The sequence below is a fragment of the Flavobacterium sp. SOK18b genome, assembly GCF_014156605.1.
GTDB lineage: Bacteria > Bacteroidota > Bacteroidia > Flavobacteriales > Flavobacteriaceae > Flavobacterium > Flavobacterium tiangeerense.
Genome location: NZ_QKNZ01000105.1, coordinates 1 through 21,261 on the forward strand (window position 1 = coordinate 1; position 21,261 = coordinate 21,261).

18 protein-coding genes are annotated in these 21,261 nt (G+C 33.6%); 3 read left to right on the top strand and 15 right to left on the bottom strand.

What is annotated here, in order from left to right:
• The first annotated feature begins 367 nt into the window (after positions 1 to 367).
• Positions 368 to 1,198, top strand: a complete 831-nt coding sequence (locus DNC80_RS13685) for a M57 family metalloprotease (RefSeq protein ID WP_182651695.1) — start codon at positions 368 to 370, stop codon at positions 1,196 to 1,198.
• Between the two features lie 79 nt (positions 1,199 to 1,277).
• On the opposite strand, the gene DNC80_RS13690 is transcribed toward DNC80_RS13685, so the two are convergent.
• The 3 genes from DNC80_RS13690 to clpB all read right to left on the bottom strand — a co-directional run bounded on the left by DNC80_RS13690 (position 1,278) and on the right by clpB (position 5,347).
• The gene (locus tag DNC80_RS13690; protein WP_144891771.1) at positions 1,278 to 1,529 is read right to left on the bottom strand and encodes a hypothetical protein; all 252 of its coding nucleotides are present in this window, start codon (positions 1,527 to 1,529) and stop codon (positions 1,278 to 1,280) included.
• 99 nt (positions 1,530 to 1,628) lie between these two features.
• The gene (locus tag DNC80_RS13695; RefSeq protein ID WP_182651696.1) at positions 1,629 to 2,498 is read right to left on the bottom strand and encodes a DUF808 domain-containing protein; all 870 of its coding nucleotides are present in this window, start codon (positions 2,496 to 2,498) and stop codon (positions 1,629 to 1,631) included.
• Positions 2,499 to 2,740: 242 nt separating this feature from the next.
• Complete coding sequence (gene clpB, locus DNC80_RS13700) at positions 2,741 to 5,347, bottom strand: ATP-dependent chaperone ClpB (RefSeq protein ID WP_182651697.1); 2,607 nt, start codon at positions 5,345 to 5,347, stop codon at positions 2,741 to 2,743.
• 196 nt (positions 5,348 to 5,543) lie between these two features.
• Between clpB and ytxJ the strand changes: the two genes are divergently transcribed.
• Both ytxJ and DNC80_RS13710 read left to right on the top strand, forming a co-directional pair.
• Positions 5,544 to 5,930: a bacillithiol system redox-active protein YtxJ gene (gene ytxJ, locus DNC80_RS13705; protein ID WP_182651698.1), complete on the top strand. Its 387-nt coding sequence runs from the start codon at positions 5,544 to 5,546 to the stop codon at positions 5,928 to 5,930.
• 48 nt (positions 5,931 to 5,978) lie between these two features.
• Positions 5,979 to 6,656, top strand: coding sequence for a hypothetical protein (locus DNC80_RS13710; protein ID WP_182651699.1), 678 nt, complete (start codon positions 5,979 to 5,981; stop codon positions 6,654 to 6,656).
• 311 nt (positions 6,657 to 6,967) lie between these two features.
• Here DNC80_RS13710 and DNC80_RS13715 read toward each other — a convergent pair whose 3' ends face one another.
• From DNC80_RS13715 to fahA, 12 genes are all read right to left on the bottom strand, one after another.
• A complete protein-coding gene (locus tag DNC80_RS13715; protein ID WP_182651700.1) occupies positions 6,968 to 8,128 on the bottom strand; it encodes a hypothetical protein in 1,161 nt (386 codons plus the stop codon).
• A complete protein-coding gene (locus DNC80_RS13720) occupies positions 8,115 to 9,113 on the bottom strand; it encodes a DUF2157 domain-containing protein (RefSeq protein WP_182651701.1) in 999 nt (332 codons plus the stop codon). Before DNC80_RS13720 ends, DNC80_RS13715 begins: the two co-directional genes overlap by 14 nt.
• 150 nt (positions 9,114 to 9,263) lie before the next feature.
• Positions 9,264 to 10,547 (bottom strand): argininosuccinate lyase, encoded by a 1,284-nt coding sequence (gene argH, locus DNC80_RS13725; RefSeq protein WP_182651702.1) that lies wholly within the window; start codon positions 10,545 to 10,547, stop codon positions 9,264 to 9,266.
• A 155-nt stretch (positions 10,548 to 10,702) separates the two neighbouring features.
• A complete protein-coding gene (locus tag DNC80_RS13730) occupies positions 10,703 to 11,773 on the bottom strand; it encodes a M20 family metallo-hydrolase (protein WP_182651703.1) in 1,071 nt (356 codons plus the stop codon).
• A gap of 81 nt (positions 11,774 to 11,854) precedes the next feature.
• Entirely contained in the window at positions 11,855 to 12,640 is a 786-nt protein-coding gene (gene argB, locus DNC80_RS13735; RefSeq protein WP_182651704.1) for an acetylglutamate kinase, read from the bottom strand.
• A gap of 76 nt (positions 12,641 to 12,716) precedes the next feature.
• A complete protein-coding gene (locus DNC80_RS13740; RefSeq protein ID WP_182651705.1) occupies positions 12,717 to 13,661 on the bottom strand; it encodes an N-acetylornithine carbamoyltransferase in 945 nt (314 codons plus the stop codon).
• A 90-nt stretch (positions 13,662 to 13,751) separates the two neighbouring features.
• The gene (locus tag DNC80_RS13745) at positions 13,752 to 14,888 is read right to left on the bottom strand and encodes an aspartate aminotransferase family protein (RefSeq protein ID WP_182651706.1); all 1,137 of its coding nucleotides are present in this window, start codon (positions 14,886 to 14,888) and stop codon (positions 13,752 to 13,754) included.
• A 123-nt stretch (positions 14,889 to 15,011) separates the two neighbouring features.
• Positions 15,012 to 15,989 carry an N-acetyl-gamma-glutamyl-phosphate reductase gene (gene argC / locus DNC80_RS13750; RefSeq protein WP_182651707.1) on the bottom strand — a complete coding sequence of 326 codons (978 nt, stop codon included), beginning with the start codon at positions 15,987 to 15,989 and terminating at the stop codon, positions 15,012 to 15,014.
• A gap of 219 nt (positions 15,990 to 16,208) precedes the next feature.
• Positions 16,209 to 17,402, bottom strand: a complete 1,194-nt coding sequence (locus tag DNC80_RS13755; protein WP_182651708.1) for an argininosuccinate synthase — start codon at positions 17,400 to 17,402, stop codon at positions 16,209 to 16,211.
• A 153-nt stretch (positions 17,403 to 17,555) separates the two neighbouring features.
• Positions 17,556 to 18,173 (bottom strand): GNAT family N-acetyltransferase, encoded by a 618-nt coding sequence (locus DNC80_RS13760; RefSeq protein WP_182651709.1) that lies wholly within the window; start codon positions 18,171 to 18,173, stop codon positions 17,556 to 17,558.
• 457 nt (positions 18,174 to 18,630) lie between these two features.
• Positions 18,631 to 19,815 (bottom strand): hypothetical protein, encoded by a 1,185-nt coding sequence (locus DNC80_RS13765; RefSeq protein ID WP_182651710.1) that lies wholly within the window; start codon positions 19,813 to 19,815, stop codon positions 18,631 to 18,633.
• Between the two features lie 153 nt (positions 19,816 to 19,968).
• Positions 19,969 to 21,252, bottom strand: a complete 1,284-nt coding sequence (gene fahA / locus DNC80_RS13770) for a fumarylacetoacetase (RefSeq protein ID WP_182651711.1) — start codon at positions 21,250 to 21,252, stop codon at positions 19,969 to 19,971.
• Positions 21,253 to 21,261: the final 9 nt, after the last annotated feature.

Below are 21,261 nucleotides of genomic sequence, written 5' to 3' on the forward strand. Positions count from 1 at the left end.
ATTTTGTTTAAATTAAGATTTGGTACAGCTGATTATAAAAATCAAATTTAAACAAATTAAATAGAACTTGTTTTACATAAATTGATAAATAATTCAAATAACCTGATTTTGTTTTAATCATAATCGCATAAAGTGTTTTTATTTAACAATTTGATTGATGTATTATTAAAAAAGCAAAATAAGCCTAAAACGTATTTACTGGCTTTGCGAGCTTTTTATGTAAAATAATATAACAATAAATGTTAAAATTGTTATATTATTTAAATTGTTATATTCGTACAAAAATAATTGTCTACTTTCGATGTAATGATTTTGTAAAGTGTTCAAAAATACAATTCATTAATTAACCCCAAAATAACCAAAAACAATGAAAAAAATTAAATCAATTTTAGTAATGTCATGCGCAGTTATGGCATTTATATCTTGTAGTAAAGATGATGAAACCAATCAAACAAATCTTGAAGCAACTAAAATAACTCCTGAAATTCTAGCTAAAATTAGTGCTCTGTCTTTTAATAATAAAGATGTGAAAGTGGTTAAGCATACTAATCCAAATGGAACAACAGAAGATGCTTTCTTAATAGAAGGCGATATTGTTATGACCAAAGATCAATTAAATAAAATGGACTTGCATGGTGGTATAACAACTGAGCAGTACCGAACTAATAACCTTGTTTCAGGACCTAGAACTATTAAAATAGTAGGTTTATCAGGAACTGGTACTTCTGCTTTAAGTGCTAACATGCGTTCTGGATTACAGGCTGCTGTAAATAGATACAATAGTTTAGGTTTGACACTTACTTTTACATTAACTTTTAGTTCAAACACAACAGGTGCGAATATCGTTGTTAGAAGAGCTACCGGTAGTGCAGGTGGAGTAGCTGGATTCCCATCTGGAGGTGCGCCTTTTAATTCAGTTACATTATATTCAGGAATGGATACATATTCTGTAGGTGTGAATTCTCATGTAGCTGCTCACGAAATTGGACATTGTATAGGTTTGCGTCACACAGACTGGTTTAGCCGTCAGAGTTGTGGATCAAATACAAGTGAAGGTGACGGTGGCGTGGGAGCCGTACTTATTCCTGGAACACCATCTGGTTATGATGCAACTTCTTACATGAGAGCATGTTTTAGTTCAAGTGATACAGGAGCTTTTAATAGTAACGATCTTACTGCTTTAAATTATTTATATTAGTAAATAACCAACTAAGAGCACTTTACAAAACATAAAAAAGGCTGTTTCTTATTTAGAAACGGCCTTTTATTTTTTTTTATTATTCATTTGCTTCACCTACTTCTTTAATTTGATCTAAAATATTAGTTTGATTGGGAGCAATATAATTTTTTAAATCTACTGGAGTTTCTTTTTTAAAAAGTAAATCAAGCGCATTATAGAGTTTCAAAAGTACATCTTTATCTTCTTTGGCAATGGATACTGAATTGTTAAAATCAAAAACATAATTATTAGAGTTACGCACTTCAACTTTAATTGTTTTGGGAGTGATTTTAAATTTTACGATGTCCATAATGCTGAAAATTAATAATGTTACGATTTATTTGCAGTTAGCTTTGACTTAGGGATTAATTATTCAAAAGCAAAATTGATTAAAAATGAAAAGTGTTGTTTATTTTTTTGCAAATAGCTTTTTGAAAAGCATTACAAAACCTAGTGTAATTAATCCAATGATTAATGCTACAGTAAATTCAGTTATGATTGAAGGTATTTGAGGTAATATCCCATGTAAAAAAGGAATTTGATGCATAAAAATACCTCCAGCAACAAGTAATAAAGCTATTGTACCAATTACTGATAAGCTTTTAATAACCACAGGTAAAGCTTTTACTAAAACAGTACCAATTTTTGTTCCCATACTGTTTTCATTTTTGCTCATACTGATTAATTTAAGACCTGCTTCGTCCATACGAACAATAAGACCTACAATTCCGTAAACACCTATTGTTGCTACGAGTGCAATGATGGAAACTACCACTATTTGGGATGAAATAGGTTTTTCTATTACTGTTCCTAGAGCGATAATTACTATTTCTACAGATAAAATGAAATCAGTTACAATTGCAGATTTAATTTTCTCTTTCTCAAGAGATAGAATCTCTTCTTCGGTCATGGGCTGTGCTGTTATATCTTCATGTTTATGTTCATGTGGAAAAAAATATTCAAATATTTTTTCAGCTCCTTCATAGGCCAGATAGATTCCTCCTAGCACAAGTACTACGATTACAGCAATTGGTAAATAGTGACTCAATAAAAAAGCTATAGGTAAAATTATGATTTTATTTAACAGAGATCCTTTGGCAATAGCCCACAAAACTGGTAATTCTCTAGAGGAAATAAATCCTGAAGCTTTTTCAGCGTTTACAGCTAAATCATCTCCTAAAATACCTGCAGTTTTTTTTGCAGCTACTTTACTCATTACAGCAACGTCATCCATTATTGCAGCTATATCATCCAAAAGTACGAAGAAACCTGATGCCATTATGTTCTTTTTAAAAGTTGTTTGATTACCCTAATTATGAATTTTTAGGGTGTTTTATTTTTAATATTTATGTTTTGCGAAGCTAAAACTTTTTATTTAAAAATTAATTTTAAAAATGCCAAAAAGTAAAAATTTACACTAGTTAAAATCTTCATGTCTTAATTAGGGAGAGGCTTCAATTTATAATGAATCATTGAAGCAAAAAAAGAAACCACCAGTGTCAAACTGGTGGTTAAAAAAATTTAAGAAACTAACTCACTTTGATTCCTAAAGACTAGTTTGTTATCAAATGCATCAAGCAATATAATGCTATCGGTAGTTATTTTTCCAGCAAGGATTTCTTTGGATAAAGCATTAAGGACTTCACGCTGAATGACACGTTTTACTGGTCTGGCACCAAATTGCGGATCATAGCCTTTAGTACTTAAATAAGTAATTGCTTCAGGTGTGGCATCCATAGTGATGTTTTGTAGTGCCAACATTTTAGTTACAGATTTAAGTTGTAAACTAACAATTTTAGTAATGTTAGCATTTGTCAAAGGAGTAAACATAACAATTTCATCAATACGATTAATAAATTCTGGTCGGACAGTTTGTTTCAATAAACCTAAAACTTCAACTTTGGCTGCCTCGGTAGCAGCCTCAACATTTCCTTTTAAGTTCTCAAACTTATCTTGAATGATTTGGCTACCCATATTAGATGTCATGATGATAATGGTATTCTTAAAATCAGCAAGACGACCTTTATTATCTGTTAAACGTCCTTCATCAAGTACCTGCAATAAAATATTGAAAGTATCTGGATGTGCTTTTTCAATTTCATCCAATAAAATAACAGAATATGGTTTTCTACGTACCGCTTCTGTTAGTTGACCGCCTTCGTCATAACCCACATATCCTGGAGGCGCACCCACTAATCTGCTTACACTATGGCGTTCTTGATATTCGCTCATATCAATTCTAGTCATAGCGTTTTCATCATCAAATAAGTATTCGGCTAAGGCTTTTGCCAATTCGGTTTTTCCCACTCCTGTTGTCCCAAGGAAAAGAAAGGTTCCCACCGGTTTTTTCATGTCCTGTAATCCTGCACGACTTCTTCGTACGGCATCGCTTACGGCTTCAATGGCTTCCTCTTGACCTACTACACGGCGGTGTAATTCTTCTTCAAGATGTAAAAGTTTCTCTCTTTCACCTTGAAGCATTTTTTGCACAGGAATACCAGTCCATTTTGCTACAACTTCAGCAATATCCTCGCGTGTAACCTCTTCTTTAATTAAGGAACTTCCACCGGCTTGATTAACAATAAGTTCTTGATGTAAAATTTCAAGTCGTTCTTGAGCTTCTTTAATTTTACCGTAACGTATTTCGGCTACTTTTCCGTAGTCTCCATCGCGTTCAGCGCGTTCAGCATCATATTTATAATCTTCAATTTCTTTTTTAATCAATTGAATGCCATCAACAACGTCTTTTTCTGATTTCCACTTAGTGTAAATTGTATTTCTATCCTCTTTAAGATTAGCCAGTTCTAGACCAAGAGATTTGAGTTTACTTTCATCTTTTTCTCTTTTAATGGCTTCAATCTCAATTTCAAGTTGCATTATTTTTCGATCCAAAACATCCAGCTCTTCTGGTTTTGAGTTAATTTCCATTCGGATTTTAGAAGCTGCTTCGTCCATTAAATCGATGGCTTTGTCTGGTAAAAATCGGTTTGTGATGTAACGTTGGGATAATTCAACAGCGGCAATAATTGCTTCGTCTTTAATTTGAACTTTGTGGTGGGTTTCGTATTTTTCCTTAATACCACGAAGTATGGAGATAGCACTATCAGTATCTGGCTCTTCAATTTGTATTTTTTGGAAACGTCTTTCTAATGCTTTATCCTTTTCAAAATATTTTTGGTATTCGTCTAATGTAGTTGCCCCAATAGCGCGTAATTCTCCACGTGCCAATGCTGGTTTTAAAATATTTGCCGCATCCATAGCACCTTCGCCGCCACCTGCACCAACTAGTGTGTGAATTTCGTCTATAAATAAAACAATGTCACCATTTGCGGAAGTTACTTCTTTCACCACTGATTTTAATCGTTCTTCAAACTCGCCTTTGTATTTAGCTCCTGCGATTAAAGCACCCATATCTAGTGAAAATACAATTTTATCTTTTAGATTTTCAGGAACATCGCCATCCACAATTCTATGAGCTAATCCTTCCGCAATGGCAGTTTTACCAACTCCGGGTTCTCCTACCAGCATGGGATTATTTTTGGTTCTGCGCGTTAATATTTGTAATACACGTCTAATTTCTTCGTCACGACCTATCACAGGATCTAGCTTACCAGATTTAGCAAGTTCGTTTAGATTTTTGGCGTATTTATTCAAAGAATTATAAGTCTCCTCAGCAGAAGCCGAGGTTACACGCTCTCCTTTTCTCAGTTCATCAATTGCGGCTTTCAATCCTTTTTCGGTCACACCTTGATCTTTTAAAATCTGAGACGCTTTAGTCTTCGAGTTAAAAATAGCAAGTATCAAGTGCTCTACCGAAACGTACTCATCATTCATTTTTTTTGCAATTATTTCGGCTTCGTTTAGCGTGGTATTTGCAGTTCTAGAAAGCATTATTTCGGCACCAGTAACTTTCGGGAAACTTTGAATTGTACTTTCAAGTATTTGAATAAATAAGGGAACATTTACATTTTGTTTTTTTAATATAAATGGTGCTACGTTTTCATCAACTTCTAAAATTGCTTTAAAAAGATGTTCGTTTTCAATTTGTTGCTGTCCATAACTTTGTGCTAATTGTTGCGAAAGTTGGATAGCTTCTTGAGATTTGATGGTAAATTTATTGATATTCATTTTTTTAGTTTTTTGCAACAAGTTTTTGCCTGTTTTTGTTAGTAAAATACTTTAATCACTGTTTCTTATTAATTTATTTTATCTTTGTATCTGATTATTCAATTAATATTCCACAGTAAAATTACAGACAAAATGGCTTATTAAATATGATTTATATCATATTAAACAGACAAAATGACTGAAAAACCGACAAATTATGAGTTTTTTTAAAAATATTTTTGGTAGTAGTGATTCTAATGACCAAACAAATTCAATGACTTGGGAGCCTTTGCAAGCATTAGAACAACTAGATGAAATAGTAGCCCAATCTCAAGTAAAACCTGTTGCAATTTTTAAACATAGTACTCGTTGTAGTGTGAGTAGAATGGCTTTGAAACAGTTTGAGAATGAGTTTAACTTTCCTGAGAAAGTGACGCCTTATTTTTTAGATTTAATTGCTTTTAGAGATGTTTCTAATGAAATTGCTTCCCGCTTTGGGGTTACACATCAATCACCACAATTGATTTTGATTCAAGATGGTAAGGCAGTATACAATGTTTCTCACAGTGATATTGATGCTGGAGAATTGGGGACGAAACTGTAAGTAATCTTTGTTGTATTTTAAAAATAGTCGATACGAAAAATAGCATAAATGAAAATAAATAATTTGTTAATAGCAGGAGTAATAAGTATCCAATTATTAGTGTCTTGTACAGCTACTCGAATTAATGAAGTTAAACCCTATAATAGTTCCGAATTTCTTTTTGGTACCAATAAAACAGCATTACTAGTAAGTAGTGATGAAGTATTGGTAAACGAATTTACCAAGACATTTAGCAAAAAGTATAAACAAAAAGAAGATTTTATCCAGCAGTTTGATAGTCTATTTGCAATTACATTGAAAAATGAGAATATTTTTGGTAACGTTAAATACGATAGATCATTAGAATTTCTTGCTAATGATACTTTCACAGTCAATCAGGAGCAACAAAAAAAAGTAGATTCTTTATTTACAAATTCAACTGCTGATTATTTGATAAGAATTTTGCGTCATGAAATTACTAACAGCATTCAAGGGAATCCTGGCGTAATGATGCCAATGGCTGGCGGTGGTATGGGAATGAGAGGTGGCGGTCAAAGTGAAAGTTGTATTGTAAATTCTCATTTTCAGATTTACGATGTCAAGACACGAAAAAAAGTATTGGATTTTGTGTCAAAAGGAAGCGCAGGCGTAGGTCTTTTTGCATTTGAACAAGCACTTAATAATGCGATTGGTAACTCCATAAAAAATTCAGCGATTTATCTTAAAACAGGTAATATTAAATTCTAGGTTAAATACCTTATTGTAAAAACTGCACATTCGCAAATTAAAGATTAAAATCTAATTTGTGAATTTGCGGTTTTATTTTGTTTTAAAACAGAAGTTTATTGGAATCCAAGAAAAGTAAACGGATAGGCTGTAAAACAAGAAATAGTGTTACCAGTAGACATTTCAATTATTAATATTTCATCTTATAAAAATCACTATTGTAATTTTAACACCTTGTTTTTTCACAATATAATGCTGCAGCAAAACATGATGAGAGTTGCAATGGTTAGGTTTTGATTTTAAAAATATTATTTAAGTTGAATACATCTACCTTAATAACTTCCTCCAGAACCTCCACCACTGAAACTTCCATCACCAAATTCCATTGGAGATTCCACCGTAGTTTCAGGTTTTAATCCCAATTGTGTCGCCATAAGTATTTCGGCAGTGCCAAATAGATTTCCGTGTGAGAAACGATCTGGTTGAAAAGTAACACCATTAGTATTGTTTTTAATCTTTTTTATAGAAAAAAAAGTAAATGCAAATAATACCAAACCACCAATGGTTAGGGCTATTTCAAGCGGTAAAATGGCATAGTAAAACCGGATGGTGTATATAGAAATACAAAGAGATATTATTCCTATCCAAAGCATAAAGCGGTCTTTTTTGTATAAAGACAAAACCAAATAACTCACTGGAATTATAAACGTAAATCCATAAAAGAAAAAGGCAAACGGGATTTCGTTATTTGCAGTAACAATTATACCCATTAATTCACTTGAAAGTTCTCTAACCACCATATAATTTCCTGATATGTAAAATAAAATCAGTGCAAAAGCTTGTGTAAAAACAATGCTATTATAATAAAATGGGAGTGTTAATCTTGCTAATAGTTTTTTGCTGCCAAAATAGATAGCAATTGCAAAAAACATCATAGTAAAAGGCAGTATAGTTTTTGCGAAAGCGCCTAATTCAAACATCAAGAAAAGTATTGAACAAGTTAGTGTTACACAAAATAAGATAACCATTGATAGCTGTACATATCTAAGAAAACAAAGCAAAGAGGTTATCGAGAGTATTAAGGAAATGGTAAGTTTGTTTCCGTCTGTTGAAATGCCTATTGCAATTGCTAAGCACAATAGAGCGCCCAATAGAAAAGCATCGTCAAGGCCATAACCATAATATTTTTGATTGGTTAAAACTTCAGTGCCAATGAAACCAATAATAGCAAAAAGATAAACCAGAAATTGATAATTTTCATTCATTGAATCTAGGCTAATTAGAGTAAGAAAGCCACAAATGGAGGAGTATAAAAAGCTACCTAACAGAAAAAATCCAATTCGTATTAAGATGTTTTTTTGACTTTTAAGAATGGTTAAATTTTTATCAATTAAGCGAAACTGACTTTCATCTATAAATCCTGCATTTTTTAAAGATCGTCCTTCTGAAACTAGAAACTCTTGCTCTAATTCGGTTTTTTTATATTGTATCATGACTAGCTTTTTTATTGAATTGTTTAATAAGTCGAATAAAGTAAATGATAGAACCAATAAAGTAAAAGGGAACTAAGAAAAAGAAAGAGATAAACAATTCGCTATCAATATTGCTAAATTCTAATAATTTGAACAAGAATATATTTAGACCGATATAGGCATAAATTAAGGTAAAGACAAACAATGAAACCGATTTAATGAGGTAACTGGTACGGTAAAAATAGTAGCAGAAACCAGCCAATAGTATTATAAAAATGCCCCAATAGCTATCGAATAAATTATTGATACAAGCGATGCTTATAATGTGCAAAGCAAAAGTGAGAAATACTAAGCTAAAATGTTTTTTTAAGTCATTTTTTGAACTGTAAATAGTCCAAATTACTAATGAAATACCTAATGAAATAGCTGAATAGCTCAGGGTATTGTTTTCGTTAAAATCATTGTGAAGTAAAGACTGTGGAGAAACGGATAAACCAATATATGCTGCTAAACCCGTGATTGCGATTGATAAGATACTTTTATTATCAAAATAATAAGCACAGAAGAAAGCTATTACAGTAGGAACAACAGTAGCTAATCCGTAATGGGTACCAAAAACAGTGTATTGAAATTGTAAATAGCCAACAAAAATGCAACTTAATAATACTGCCGCTAAAATGAGGTAATCAAAAATAGGATTTTCAAATTGAGTTTGTTGTTTTTTAAATCCGATGGCGTTTTTAAAACTGAAGTAAAAACAAAAAACGGTAATCAATAATAATATAGCCAAAATAGCGATATGTCCAATGCTATCTATGTTTTGGTAAATTAAAATACCGATACCTGATGTAAATAGTAATACAGAGGCGTACAAGAATAATTTAAGCTCAGTATGTAATGAAAAAAGATTTAAATTTCGATAGGCCTGTACTTGATCATATTGTTCAGGGGTTATTAATTCTTTTTCTAAAAGACTTTTCGTTGCCTCTTCTTCAAACTTTTTCATATTCATACTATCTTGAAATTTAAACTCAAATATAGGTTTAAAGTGTTAACTTCTCAATAAGAGTATAATTTATTAAGGTTGAATTTTATTGAAACAAAAAAATCCATTCTTTTTACAGAATGGATTTATAAAAATAGTTATGATTGTTATTTAGTAGTAGGCCAATCTCATTTTTTCTATAATCTCGTTCAAACATAGATTGTTGATACTGCCTTCATGTGTGTGTTTGGTTTCTTTTGGGGATGTAAAAGTTCCGTTTTCCAATTGTTCTGCAACGGCTTTGTATGCATCTCTAAAAGGAGTTCCAGCAACTACCATTTCATTTAAAGTGTCAACCGTAAACAAATAATTGTATTTTGGATCGGCAAGAATATTTTCTTTTACTTCAATGTCTTTTATGGAGAAAATTGCAATATCTAAGCAGGCTTTCAGGTTTTGAATGGCTGGAAATAATCCCTCTTTCAACAATTGTAAATCTCTGTGATAACCACTCGGCAAGTTGTTTGTAATTAACGTAATTTCGTAAGGTAAGGCTTGAATTTTATTGCATTTTCCTCTAATTAACTCAAAAACATCTGGGTTTTTTTTGTGCGGCATGATGCTGGAACCTGTTGTAAGATGCGATGGTAAAGTGATGAAATCAAAATTCTGACTCATATACAAACAAACATCCATAGAAAATTTAGCTAAAGTTGCAGCCACGCTACTCATAGCAAAAGCGACCGTTTTTTCTGATTTGCCACGGCTCATTTGAGCGGCAACTGAATTGAATTTTAAAGTTTCAAAACCCAGTTCTTGCGTTGTAAAAGTTCTATCAATAGGGAAGGAGCTCCCGTAGCCTGCGGCAGATCCCAATGGATTTTGGTCTACAATTTTCAAAGCGGCATTCAGCATTGTGATATCATCAATTAAAGTTTCGGCGTAAGCAGAAAACCACATCCCAAAAGAGGAAGGCATTGCAATTTGAAGATGCGTGTATCCTGGCAACAATACATTCTGGTGCTTTTCTGCTGATGCCATCAGTAAATCAAAAAGGTTTTTTACTTGAGCTTTTAGGTCTTTTACTACATCTTTCAAATATAAATTTACATCTACTAAAACTTGATCGTTGCGGGAACGCGCGGTATGAATTTTTTTTCCGGCATCGCCTAATTTTTCTGTTAGCAAATATTCAATCTTCGAATGCACATCTTCAAAGGAATCTTCAATTGTGAAATTTCCAGCAGCAACATCAGCAATGATCTCGTTCAAAGCGGCTACTAACATATCTGTTTCAATAGCTGTCAATAAACCAATGTTTCCGAGCATTTTAGCGTGTGCAATTGAACCTAAAGCATCGTATTTTGCTAGAACCAAGTCCAGTTCCCTGTCGTTTCCCACAGTGAAATGCTCAATTTGTTTATCTGTTGGTATTCCTTTTTCCCAAAGTTTCATATTGTTTTTTGTTTCAGGTTTAAAGTTTCATCTTGAAACTTGCATGATCTGTAGGAATCGTTTTCATAGCCCCGATAATAGTGAAAATCCTTTTATTTTTTTTCTTTAAAAAAATAAAAGATTGTAACGGATAGCGGGATTAGCTCCTAATCATTTTATTGTTTGAAAAAATCAGTTAGTATGTTGATATACAGTTGTATTCCTTCTGTTATTTCATGTATAAATATAAATTCGTTTGCGGAGTGTGACCGAAGGGTTTCACCAGGCCCTAGTTTCAATGATTTACAACTCAAGACTGATTGATCTGAAAGGGTAGGCGAGCCGTAGGTGGTTCTTCCTAATGCGATTCCGGCCTGCACCAATCCATGAGAAACAGGAATGGAAGAAGCGTTTAAATGCATAGACCTTGGATTAATTTCAGCAGCTACATTTTCTCTCACGGTATTTAGAATTTCTTGATTGCTGTAACAATCATTTACCCTGATATCTACAACCAAATGACATTCTGCAGGCACTACATTGTGTTGTTTTCCGGCATTAATTTGGGTTACGGTCATTTTAACAGGACCTAAAACCTCAGAAATTTTTTCGAAATTGTAGCCATTAAACCACTCGATTACGGGAATTGCTTTGTAAATGGAATTATCAAGATTTTGATGTGCGGCATGACTGGCGGTACCTTTAACGATAACATCGAGAACTAATAAACCTTTTTCGGCTATGGCTAATTGCATTAAAGTAGGTTCCCCCACAATGGCACAATCCAGTTCAGGCAAGTGCTTTAAAACACTGTTTAAGCCGTTTCTTCCACTGCTTTCCTCTTCGGCTGAGGCTACCATTACTATATTGTAAGGTAAATTTTCATGGGAATAAAAATGAACAAAAGTAGCTAAAAGAGAAACCAAACATCCGCCAGCATCATTGCTGCCTAAACCAAATAATTTACCCTCTTTTTCAATGGCTTGAAAAGGATCATTGGTATAGCCTTGATTTGGGTTTACCGTGTCGTGGTGAGAATTCAATAATAGCGTAGGCTTTGTAGCATCAAAATATTTGTTGAAAGCCCAAAGATTATTATTCTCGCGTTTAAAAGGGATGTTATTTTGTGTAAACCAATTTTCGATTAAAAGTGCTGTTTGATCTTCTTCACTGGAAAATGAAGGTGTTTCAATCAGTGCTTTTAATAGCGCAATGGCTTCTTGTGTAAGGATTTCTATGTTTTTCATACTTATTTTAGCCACAGATTAACCGGTTTTTTAAATTGAAAAGAAATTTTTTCAAAATCGGTGAGACTCGTGTTTCACTTTTTATAATTTGATATTTGTACAAATAGCCGTTGCATCTTGCAACATGCGGTGATGCCCTATTTTTATTTTTTGAACTCCTTTGTTTAAACTATTAAAACAGTTGTCCAGTTTGGGAATCATTCCGGAATGTATGGCTTTTTCTGCCTTTAATTTTGCATATAATTCGGGATTCATGTTTTCAATAACTGAAGAATCGTCTTCGGCATCGAATAGAACTCCTGATTTTTCAAAACAGTAATTCAAAGTTACCTCAAAAACTTCTGATAAAGCGATTGCTAATTCACTGGCAATCGTGTCTGCGTTTGTGTTTAATAATTGTCCGTTACCATCGTGTGTGATAGCGCAAAATACAGGTACTAGATTGTTTACAAGTAACGTTTCTAGTAGCGGTGTATTCACTTTATTGACATCGCCTACAAAACCATAATTTATTGTGGGGTGATTTCGTTTGTGTGATTGAATTAAATTCCCGTCAGCTCCAGAAAAACCGATTGCATTGGTGGAATTGGCTTGTAATTGTGCGACAATATTTTTGTTGATTTGACCAGCATAAATCATGACTACAACTTCTAGCATGGCGGCATCGGTGATGCGTCTTCCATCAATCATTTGTGGAACTAAACCCATACTTTCGGCTAATTTTGTAGCTGATTTTCCACCGCCATGAACGAGTACTTTGTAGTCTTCGATCTTAGAAAAATCTGCTAAAAAATGAGCCAATTCCATCGGGTTATCAATGACATTTCCACCAATTTTTATTATCGTTATCGGTTTTTTATTTTCCATTTAAAAAAGGTTCAGAGGTTTTCAGATACAATGGCTCTGAGGACTTAGTGCCTTAGAACCTTTGCATCTCAGTGCCTTATTTTTTTAATATTTTTTGAAGCACTAATTGTGCTGCGAAGGTTCTATTATTGGCTTGTTCAATTACAATTGAGTTAGGACCATCAATCACCTCATCTGATACGATCATGTTACGTCTTACGGGCAAACAATGCATAAACTTTGCATCATTAGTTAATTTCATTTTCTCAGCTGTTACGGTCCAGTTTGGATCAGAATTTGTGATTTGTCCGTATTCAATATAATTACTCCAATTTTTGGCATAAATAAAATCAGCGTTTTTAAATGCTTTGTCTTGATTGTATTCAATTTTTGAATCTTTCGTAATTTCAGGATTCAATTCATACCCTTTTGGATGAGTAATTACAAAATCCATATTTTTTTGTAACTGCATCATTTCTACAAAAGAATTGGCAACAGCTTGAGGTAACGCTTTAGGATGTGGAGCCCATGTTAAAACCACTTTGGGTAGGTGCTTGGGTTTAAATTCTTCAATGGTAATAGCATCAGCCAGTGCTTGTAATGGATGTCCTGTGGCGCTTTCCATGTTGATAATAGGAACCGTTGCATATTTTATAAAACTAGACAGCACTATTTCGGCATTGTCTTTTTCTTTATCAACCAATCCAGCAAATGCTCTTATAGCAATGACATCACAATATTGAGAAACAACTGCAGCGGCTTCTTTAATATGCTCTGAGGCTCCCGAGTTCATTACAGCACCTTCTTCAAATTCTAGGGTCCAGCCTTCATTGGTAAAGTTCATCACCATGACATTCATTCCTAAATTTAAGGCTGCTTTTTGCGTACTCAATCGAGTTCTTAAACTAGAATTGAAAAACAATAATCCTAGTGTTTTGTTTTTACCTAACTTTTTATTTTTGAGGGGTTTCTTCTTGATTTTTAAGGCTTTTTTAACCCATGTTTCCAGTACATCTATGTTATTGACAGCGTTGTAATTCATGATTTTGTTTTTTAATAAGTCTTACTAATTTTATAATAGCAACTTCATTTTTAGTTGTTTAAGTTCTATTACAAATAGCATTACTTTATGTTATTGGATCTCTACTAAAGCTTCTTTTAAAGCCTTTATAAACAAGTCGATTGCTGGTTTTGTTATTGTTAAAGGAGGTAAAATTCGCAGTAAGTTTTTGTTGTTTGCATTTCCGGTAAAAATATGTTTGTCGATAATCATTTTTTTACGAAGAATACTAACGTCAAAATCAAATTCTACGCCAAGCATTAATCCTCTTCCTTTCACTTGAATTACTTCAGGGATTTGTTTGATTGCTTCCAGAAAATAGGCGTAAACGTCGTTCACATTATCCATTAATTGTTGTTTCTCCATCACGTCTAAAACTGCAATTCCGGCAGCACACGCGAGATGGTTTCCTCCAAAAGTAGTTCCTAATAATCCGTAACTAGCTGTGAATTTTGGAGAAATCATAATCCCACCAATTGGAAAACCGTTCCCCATTCCCTTTGCCAAACAAATTATATCGGCTTTGATATCATGATGTTGGTGTGCAAAAAACTTTCCGCTTCTTCCGTATCCGGATTGTACTTCGTCTAGAATTAAAACAACATCATACGCTGCGCATATTTTTTCTAAATCCTGAAAAAATGCTGTGGTACCTTGATCTAAGCCGCCCACTCCTTGAATACCTTCAATTATTACCGAAGAGACATCGCCTTTTTTGAGTTCGTTTTCAACCAATTCAATGTTGTTCAAGGGTAAAAAAGTAACAATTTGCTGTGCATTGATTGGAGCTACAATTTTTTTATTGTCAGTTACTGCAACTGCCGCCGAAGTCCTACCATGAAAGGAATTCTCAAAAGCAATTACTCGCGATTTATGGTTGTGAAACGAGGCCAATTTCAAAGCGTTTTCATTGGCTTCAGCCCCAGAACTGCACAAGAATAAAGTGTAGTCCTCTAATCCTGAAAGTTTTCCTAACTTTTGAGCTAATTCAACTTGAAGTGGATTCTGAATCGCATTTGAATAGAAACTGATGTTGTCTAACTGTTTTTTTAAGGCAGTAACATAATCTGGTTGGGTGTGTCCAATGGAAATTACGCCATGACCGCCGTATAAATCTAAATATTCCACTCCGTTTTCGTCAGTAATAGTGCAATCTAGCGCTTTTACTGGAGTGATGCTGTATAATGGGTAAACGTCAAATAAGTTCATTTTTTATTATTTAAAGATTTAAAAATTGAAAAATTCAAAGATTCAAGTCGTTTTTAAATCTTTTTCTGTTTCTAGAATCCTAATAATTTTTAAATCATTAAATTCTTCAATCTTTTAATTATTTTAAAATCCGCTTGGTTTCAAATGCAATCCTGTGGTTTCATCTAGTCCAAACATTAAATTCATGTTTTGTATGGCTTGTCCTGAAGCTCCTTTTGTTAAATTATCGATTACTGAAGTTATCAATAACCGGTTTCCTTTTTTCATTAAACTAATAATGCATTTATTGGTTTGCACCACTTGTTTCATGTTGATTCCTGCAGTAGTAACCGTAACAAAAGGTTGGTCTTGGTAATAAGTCTCATACTTTGCTACTAAATCTTCCAGACTTTCTTCGACTGTTGTGTATAATGTGGCGAATATTCCTCTGGCAAAATCGCCTCTGTTGGGTACAAAAATCAATTCGTTTGCATATTCTGCTTGCAATTGTTGGACACTTTGGTTTATTTCCCCTAGATGTTGGTGTTCAAAAGCTTTGTAATGCGACATATTGTTTGATCTCCAGCTAAAATGTGTCGTTTCTGAAGGGGTAACTCCGGCTCCTGTGCTTCCTGTTGTAGCATTGATATGAACGTCAGTTGTGAGTATTTCGGCTTTCGCTAAAGGCAATAATGCGAGCTGAATCGCTGTTGCAAAACAACCCGGATTTGCAATAAATTGAGCGTTTTTAATGGCTGCTTTGTTCAATTCGGGTAAACCATAAACAAAAGATTTGTCATCGAATTCTTTATCTTTTGTTAATCTGAAATCATTACCCAAATCAATAATTTTGGTATGACTTGCAAATTGATTTTGTTCTAAAAATGATTTTGATTTTCCATGGCCTAAACACAAGAAAACCACGTTCACGTTTGGATTTACGGTATCAGTAAAATTCATTTCAATATCGCCGAGTAAATCGTGGTGCGCCACAGAAAGCGGCTTTCCAGCATTTGTTGTACTGAAAACAAAATCAATGGTTGCGTGAGGATGAAACATTAGAATTCTTATTAATTCTCCTGCTGTATATCCTGATCCACCTATTATACCGATAGTAATCATAATTTTTATTTTTTCGAATTATTTATTGTCACAGATTTTACTGATTTCCACAGATTGGATATTGTTCTTTTTATGTTTTTAAAGAAGCACTATTTTTCTCTTTAGCCCCGATTGCAGTGAAAATCCTTTTCCTTTTTTTAAAGGAAAAGATTGTAGCGTAAAGCGGGACACTATTTCTGAAAACGCAAAATTTTTCTGCTCCTAAAAAAACGCTATTTATTACTCGTATGTTTCATTATTTACCGATGAAAAAATGTTTTGAGCATTTCCAAGAATTTTGATAAATCCTTTGGCATCATCAGAGGTCCATGCATTGTTCATTTCGCCGTATTGTCCAAAACTCGTATTCATTAAATCATTTTCAGATTCGATTCCGTCAAGCGAAAAATGATATGGTTTTAGTGTAACAGTCACTTTTCCGTTGACAGTGTGCTGGGTATCTTGCAGAAAAGTTTCGATATTTCTCATCACAGGATCTAGAAATTGTCCTTCATGAAACAGCATTCCGTACCAGTTGCCTAACTGCTCTTTCCAGTATTGCTGCCATTTTCCTAGTGTGTGTTTCTCTAATAAATGGTGTGCTTTGATGATAATTAAAGGTGCGGCAGCCTCAAAACCTACTCTTCCTTTAATGCCAATAATGGTATCACCAACGTGAATATCTCTGCCTATAGCGTAGGCATTAGCCAGATTTTCAAGAGTAACGATATTAGCTGAAGGTTTGTCTTTTATACCATTTACAGCAATTAATTCCCCTTTTAAAAATTCTAATGTTACTTTTTCTGCGCCCTCTTTTACCAATTGCGAAGGATATGCAGCGCTAGGTAGCGCTTGATGCGATGTTAAAGTTTCTTTTCCGCCCACACTTGTTCCCCACAATCCTTTGTTAATAGAATATTGTGCTTTTTCCCAAGAATATGAAACGCCGTTTTTGGCTAAATAATCTACTTCTTCCTGTCTGGATAATTTCAAATCTCGAATAGGAGTGATGATTTCAATTTCGGGTGCGATAGTTTGGAAAATTAAATCAAAACGAATTTGGTCATTTCCAGCCCCAGTACTTCCGTGTGCAATGGCACTAGCGCCAACAGATTTTGCATATTTAATAGCTTCGATAGCTTGAAAAACACGTTCAGCACTCACAGAAAGTGGATAAGTATTGTTTTTTAATACATTTCCAAAAATCAAATACTTGATGGCTTTATCATAATATTTATCTACAATGGTAAGATTAGTGTGTTTTGCACTACCAAGTTCATACGCTCTTGTTGTTATACTTTCTAGTTCTTCAGCAGTAAATCCACCGGTATCTACAAGGACTGTGTGAACTTCAAAACCTTTTTCATTTTTTAAATATTTCAGGCAGTAGGAAGTATCAAGACCTCCACTATATGCTAATACTACTTTTTTCATTTTTTTATTTTTTTTCCTCCCCCCCGCCCCCTCCGAAGGAGGGGGAGCCAAAAGTGGCAAAAGGGAATATTATTTTATGTAACTTTTTCTATATTTATCTCTCTTGTCTTCCTTCTCTTTTGGAAGTCCCGAGGATTCGGGAGTAGAGGAGATTTATTGATCCAAAAATACCGCTTGTTTTATTTTCTTCAAACGGTTCCAAATCCGGACATTGAAAGGATGTTTAGGAGGATCTTTTGGTTTTTCATTTGGATCATATAGCATGCCGGTACACAAGCACATTTTGTTGTCTTTGCTTTTCAAAATTTCATAATTGGTGCAGGTTTGGCAGCCTTTCCAAAAGCTTGGGTCATTGGTAAGCTCCGAAAAAGGAACTGGCTTGTATCCCAATTCAGAATTTATTTTCATTACTGCTAAGCCTGTTGTAATTCCAAAAACTTTTGCTTCTGGATATTTTTTTAGCGAGTAATCAAACACAAATGACTTTATTTGTTTTGCCAAACCAAGATTTCTGTAATCCGGATGAACGATCAAGCCAGAATGTGCTACAAACTGGCCATGTTGCCAACTCTCGATATAACAAAAACCTGCAAATTTTCCGTTGTCAAGTGCAATAACGGCATCATTGGTCTCCATTTTTTTCTGTATGTATTCAGGCGTTCTTTTAGCAATACCAGTACCTCTTAAAAGTGCTGATAACTCTATTGTTTCGCATATTTCTTGTGCATATTTGTAGTGCTCTTCCTGAGTTGTGACAATGGAAATGTTCATTTCAAAAGTAGAATTTGGATGTTATAAAATGATTTTTGATTAGAAACTAAAACGAATTTTAGGCAATATGAATTTGCGCTAAAATCTAATGAATAGATGTAGCGTATTGATTTACAGTAAAATACAGTAAATACTATAAAAAATAAAGGATGTAATAATCCAATAGAGTTTGATAATGTCAAAACAAAAAAAATGAAAGTATGAATAAATGAGAAACAGCACTAGGAAACTATAGTTATAGTGTCCGTAATTCGGGAGAAGCGGTTAGCATGTTTGTCCGTGACAAAGAAGTTATATGTACGTTTGTATTATTCACAATTGCAAAAGTACATTATTTTTTGAATTATAACTATTTAATTTTTATTTGTAACAAATTATGGAGCTATTGTGTTATTTCAAAAAAAAACTCCTAGAACGTAGTGCTCTAGGAGTTTTGATAATGAAAGATTTATAAAGGTTAGTTTCTAAATCTATTTTGAGTAATGATGTTTTTAATTTTTGCTTTTAGATCTTGACCAGTGTCATAAATCATTTGTTCGCTACTAGGAAACAAGACTGGTTTTCTGTCAAAATAGCTAAAATAGTTATCGTCTGAGGCGCGCCTGTCACCATTACAAGTAGCATATATGTTTTCAAAAATATACTCGCTTGTTATAGGGAATGTTTGAATGAGTTGGTTAGTTCTTAGGTTAATGTAATCGATTTTAGCAGTGACTTGCGAAGATTTAAATTGTCTGAATTCATAAATTCTGGCGGTTACCGTTTTTAAGTCGTCAACCATTACTACTTTTCCTTTTTCATCTAGAACTTCTTTGCCATTGGCGTCAATAAGTTTTTTTACACCGTCTTTTATCACGCGTTCTTTAACAAATTCGCGCTCTTTAACTTGTTCTGGTGAAATTAAGATGTCTCTAAAATTGATGACCATTCCATAATCATAAACAATACCTTTTTGTTTGTTGTTGTGATACACAGTCCATGCGTCATTTAACCCGAATGTGCTAAAATCAAGTAAATCATTTTGCAAACGAACAGGGATAATCATGCTAGTCTCATTTTTTGTAGTAACCGAAACAAAATCACAGCCTTTAAATTTTGCTTCATCCATTAATTTTAAAACATCTTTATAGTTTGGATTAATCTGGTTGAGATAATTCAAGTCATTAAATGCTTTTCTAAAATTCATTTTATCAGTAGAGATCATTAATTTTTTAGCATTTGCATATAAATAAGCTGCTAGTGCATTTTTACTACTTACAATTTTATCACTATAGTCATCAAATGGAAAGATTGCATTTCGACCTTCGTTTAATAATTTTAAGGGTAAAATTGGTTTTATGTTTTCTTGTCTTTGATTTAATTGTACGTAGGTGTTATAGATTTTCTCTAACTGAGCAGGATTGTTTTCTTTAGTCCACAAGTTAATATAGTTAAGATCTCTATCTTTAGCTTTGGCGAAAGCCTCTTCCAGGAGATAAACGTAATCTTGTTTTCCTTTTTTATCCTTGTTACTTCTTAAACTTGAAATGGCATTATCTATTGCTTGATCATAATTGCCTGAGCTTAATGCATTTTGGGTTTGCTTTACTCCACAGGAGGAAAATAAAATAAATAAGATAAATAGAATAGTAATTTTTTTCATAAGCGTTAATTTTAGAGGTAGAATGTTGAGCAATGTTTTTTTTGATTGTAGCGAAAAGAATATTTCAAAAAGCTAAATTCAAATATAATGCCAAAAAAAACCTAACAAAAATAGTATAATTGTTAGGTTTCAAATGGTAATTTTATATAAATTTTATTTTCGTACAAAAGGAGGTAATAGCTTGCTTGAAACTTCTCCAAAACCAATACGTACATGACCGTTTTTGCAAAAACCTTTCATGATTACAGTATCATTGTCATTTATAAATTTACGCTCTGTGTTATCGCTCATTTTTATTGGATTTTTTCCACCCCAAGTAAGTTCAAGCATAGAACCAAAACTATCTTCAGTAGGTCCTGATATCGTTCCTGATCCCATCATATCTCCAGAATTCACTCTACATCCATTTGAAGTATGATGTGTCAATTGTTGACTCATAGTCCAATACATGTATTTAAAATTAGATTTAGAAACTACAGTAGCCTCAGCATTTTCAGGTTGAATTGCCACTTCTAGATTTATATCAAATGAATGCTTCCCTTTTTGTTGTAAATACGGTAGGGGCGTAGGCTCTTGTTTAGGACCTTTTGTTCTAAATGGTTCTAATGCATCCATAGTTACTATCCATGGTGAAATTGAAGAGGCAAAGTTTTTAGCTAAAAATGGCCCTAGCGGAACGTATTCCCATTTTTGAATATCACGTGCACTCCAGTCATTTAATAACACCATCCCAAAAATATAATCTTCGGCCTCCGTTACAGGAATATTTTCACCCATGATATTGACGTCAGTGGTGATAAACGCAGTTTCAAGTTCAAAATCAACAGAACGTGAAGGACCAAAAACTGGGCTTGTTTCTCCGTTAGGTAATGTTTGACCCATGGGTCTGTGAACAGGAATTCCAGACGGTACTATCGAAGAGCTTCTTCCGTGATATCCTACTGGAATATGAAGCCAGTTAGGTAATAATGCGTTTTCAGGATCTCTAAACATTTTCCCCACATTAGTTGCATGTTCTTTACTCGAATAAAAATCAGTGTAATCACCAATTAAAACTGGTAATTGCATTTCAACATCTTCCATTCTAAAGATTACAATATCTCGGTCTTTGGTATTGTTTTGTAGTTTGGTATTGTTAGCATCAAAGAGTTCAGCAATGCGGTTTCTTACCAGTCTCCATGTTTTTTTTCCGTCTGATATGAAGTCATTCAGCGTATCCTGCATAAACATATCATCAGTAAGTTCAATACCATCAAAATAATTGAGTTGTTGCAGTGCACCTAGATCTATGGCATAATCGCCAATTCTTGTTCCTACTGTGACAATATTTTCTTTTGTAAGGAAAACTCCAAATGGTATATTTTGAATGGGGAAGTCACTGTTTTCAGGTACTTCTAACCATGATTTTCTATTAGTATCGTTTGCTGTTATTGGCATATGATGTTA

Bases quoted from the DNA above. Each gene is read 5' to 3' on its own strand.
- DNC80_RS13685 (WP_182651695.1), top strand. From the start codon at position 368: ATGAAAAAAATTAAATCAATTTTAGTAATGTCATGCGCAGTTATGGCA.
- DNC80_RS13690 (WP_144891771.1), bottom strand. From the start codon at position 1,529: ATGGACATCGTAAAATTTAAAATCACTCCCAAAACAATTAAAGTTGAA.
- DNC80_RS13695 (WP_182651696.1), bottom strand. From the start codon at position 2,498: ATGGCATCAGGTTTCTTCGTACTTTTGGATGATATAGCTGCAATAATG.
- clpB (WP_182651697.1), bottom strand. From the start codon at position 5,347: ATGAATATCAATAAATTTACCATCAAATCTCAAGAAGCTATCCAACTT.
- ytxJ (WP_182651698.1), top strand. From the start codon at position 5,544: ATGAGTTTTTTTAAAAATATTTTTGGTAGTAGTGATTCTAATGACCAA.
- DNC80_RS13710 (WP_182651699.1), top strand. From the start codon at position 5,979: ATGAAAATAAATAATTTGTTAATAGCAGGAGTAATAAGTATCCAATTA.
- DNC80_RS13715 (WP_182651700.1), bottom strand. From the start codon at position 8,128: ATGATACAATATAAAAAAACCGAATTAGAGCAAGAGTTTCTAGTTTCA.
- DNC80_RS13720 (WP_182651701.1), bottom strand. From the start codon at position 9,113: ATGAAAAAGTTTGAAGAAGAGGCAACGAAAAGTCTTTTAGAAAAAGAA.
- argH (WP_182651702.1), bottom strand. From the start codon at position 10,547: ATGAAACTTTGGGAAAAAGGAATACCAACAGATAAACAAATTGAGCAT.
- DNC80_RS13730 (WP_182651703.1), bottom strand. From the start codon at position 11,773: ATGAAAAACATAGAAATCCTTACACAAGAAGCCATTGCGCTATTAAAA.
- argB (WP_182651704.1), bottom strand. From the start codon at position 12,640: ATGGAAAATAAAAAACCGATAACGATAATAAAAATTGGTGGAAATGTC.
- DNC80_RS13740 (WP_182651705.1), bottom strand. From the start codon at position 13,661: ATGAATTACAACGCTGTCAATAACATAGATGTACTGGAAACATGGGTT.
- DNC80_RS13745 (WP_182651706.1), bottom strand. From the start codon at position 14,888: ATGAACTTATTTGACGTTTACCCATTATACAGCATCACTCCAGTAAAA.
- argC (WP_182651707.1), bottom strand. From the start codon at position 15,989: ATGATTACTATCGGTATAATAGGTGGATCAGGATATACAGCAGGAGAA.
- DNC80_RS13755 (WP_182651708.1), bottom strand. From the start codon at position 17,402: ATGAAAAAAGTAGTATTAGCATATAGTGGAGGTCTTGATACTTCCTAC.
- DNC80_RS13760 (WP_182651709.1), bottom strand. From the start codon at position 18,173: ATGAACATTTCCATTGTCACAACTCAGGAAGAGCACTACAAATATGCA.
- DNC80_RS13765 (WP_182651710.1), bottom strand. From the start codon at position 19,815: ATGAAAAAAATTACTATTCTATTTATCTTATTTATTTTATTTTCCTCC.
- fahA (WP_182651711.1), bottom strand. From the start codon at position 21,252: ATGCCAATAACAGCAAACGATACTAATAGAAAATCATGGTTAGAAGTA.